This window comes from Sporolactobacillus inulinus (genome assembly GCF_006539285.1).
GTDB classification, from domain to species: Bacteria; Bacillota; Bacilli; order Bacillales; family Sporolactobacillaceae; genus Sporolactobacillus; species Sporolactobacillus inulinus.
Window position 1 is genome coordinate 1 of the sequence record NZ_BJMS01000180.1, and the last position, 2,193, is coordinate 2,193.

A 2,193-nucleotide genomic window follows, 5' to 3' on the forward strand; every position below is an offset into this window, starting at 1 on the left:
TTTTACAATTAGCAGAAGTTCCTTTTACAATTAGTGAAGATCCTGTACACTTAAACGGAATCTCTCCGTCTATTTACTTCAGGACGCGTTTGTGAACCATCAATCTGTGCACGAACGACACTTCAGCTGCTCGCATCAACAGGGTACGACCGTCAGCGTTTCGCTTTAACATTTCAGGATTTCGCTTTAACTTCGGGTTTTCGCTTTTACTTTTGAGGGTTTCGCTTTAACTTTAGGGTATGCCGTTGGTCAGTGTCTTCATGGTTTTGCATCAACGCTTCGGTCGCTCGCACCAACGAGACGCGATCCCTCAAGCATCTCGCGCCTCCTTTTTGATGCACAGCGTGACCAAAAATCATATCCTTTCTTTACCTGTGAAAAGAGTCAGCAGTCCCTCACTTTTGTTCTCCATCTCCAGTACCGTCTGATGCATTTTGTGAATAATCTTCGGCGCATCCATTGGGTCGGTGATCATTTCAATGATACACAGCTGTTTGGCGCACTTTTTCTCGGCATCGGCAATGGCCTGACGAAGCTCATTGTTTGTGCGTACCTGAACCGTGAACGCATCCTGTTTAAATACTTCCGAAAGCTTATGGTAGTCCCAGTTCGGAATGTTGTTATATTCTGTATTGTCTACAGTATTAATGTATTTCTCAATTGTATACCCTTTATTGTTTAGGACAAAGATGATCGGCTTACACCCGTTATCGAGCATTGAGCTTAATTCCTGTACGTTGATCTGCAGTGATCCTTCGCCGGTAAAAAGCAGTACTCTGCGATTCGGATTGGCGACGCAGGCACCAAATGCCGCAGGAAGCCCATAGCCAATGGCGCCCCAACCGCCTTGGGCGATGTAGGTCACCTCTTTTTTCAATCGTACCTCTGCCATGCCCCAAGCAAAGGTTCCGGCATCGGCAACGACAATATCCCGCTTGCGAAGCATCGCCTGAAACTGTGGGTAATAATTTTTGGCAGTCAGTGCGTCATCTGTTGCATCCTGACTGTCAAATGGAAAAGGCGATTGCTGCGGGAGTGTCCACGAATGTCCGTCCGCCGGAAAGGCATCGACCAGATCATCAATGATAATGTTCGGATAAACTGTTTTGCCGATCTGCACATGGTCGGGCATCACATTAATGACTGCCAGCGGGTTGATTTGATCGGTAAATAGTCCGGTATTGTAATCATTCCATACTGCGCCAAATGCCAGCACACAATCTGAGGATTCTACAAGTTGCCGTGCTGCCCCATCACTGCTTAATTTTCCGCAGTAAAAGCCAGCATAGTTCGGCAAGTTTTCATTGCACACCCCTTTGCCCATCATCATGGTAACCATCGGGATGTTCATTTTCTCCGCAAGCTCCTCAACCTGCTGCCCAAGCCCATAGTGCATCGCGTAAACATCCGGAAGCAGCACCGGATGCTCGGCAACTTCTAAACGTGCGCGAATCATGCGAACGGCTTCTTTAAGGGACGCTCGATCTGTTTTCTTTCGCTGTGGATGTTCAGCCCTGGACATCATGTTCGCAGTCACAACGTCTGTAGGTATCGTCAAATACACCGGTTTCTTGGTTTCTCGCGCCTTAGCTATTGCATTGGGGATCTCGACGCCTGCATTTTCGGGCGTAATCGCCGCGGCATAGCACGTGATTTGCTCGTATACTTTTTTAAACGTGTCGAAATTGCCGTCAAGCAAGGTGTGGTGCATCAGCTTGTGCTGTCTTTGCATCATGGATTTCGGCCCTCCGACAAGATGAATAATGGGGACCGATTCACTATAGGCACCGGCAATCGCGTTGCATGCACTCAGCTCACCGACGCCAAATGTGGTGATTAAAGCTCCGATTCCTTTCACGCGTGCATAACCGTCAGCGGCATAGCCTGCATTGAGTTCATTGCGACACGCGACAAAGTTGAGCGCCCCATCCGCCTCAAGCGTATCAAGCAAAGAAAAATTATAATCACCCGGAACTCCGAAAATTTCACTAATCCCTTCATTTTTCAGACAGTCAAACAAAAATTCACCAACCTTCATCTTTGCGCCTCCTATAAAAAAACTAATCCTATTTTGACCCGGGCGTCCGCGGATATGTATGGAACCGGTAATTAGAGCCTTGCGTGTGATCGAAGCTAACACGTACCGTGAATGTCTGATTGAACGTTTCCTCATCGCCTTTTATAATAAATAGA

Annotated in this window: 1 protein-coding gene; it reads right to left on the reverse strand. The window is 47.4% G+C overall.

Annotated elements, in window-relative coordinates:
- Positions 1-355: 355 nt before the first annotated feature.
- Complete coding sequence (locus SIN01_RS14515; RefSeq protein ID WP_010027416.1) at positions 356-2,038, reverse strand: alpha-keto acid decarboxylase family protein; 1,683 nt, start codon at positions 2,036-2,038, stop codon at positions 356-358.
- Positions 2,039-2,193 lie beyond the last annotated feature (155 nt).

Coding starts and splice junctions, on each gene's coding strand:
- SIN01_RS14515 (WP_010027416.1), bottom strand. CDS start 2,038: ATGAAGGTTGGTGAATTTTTGTTTGACTGTCTGAAAAATGAAGGGATT.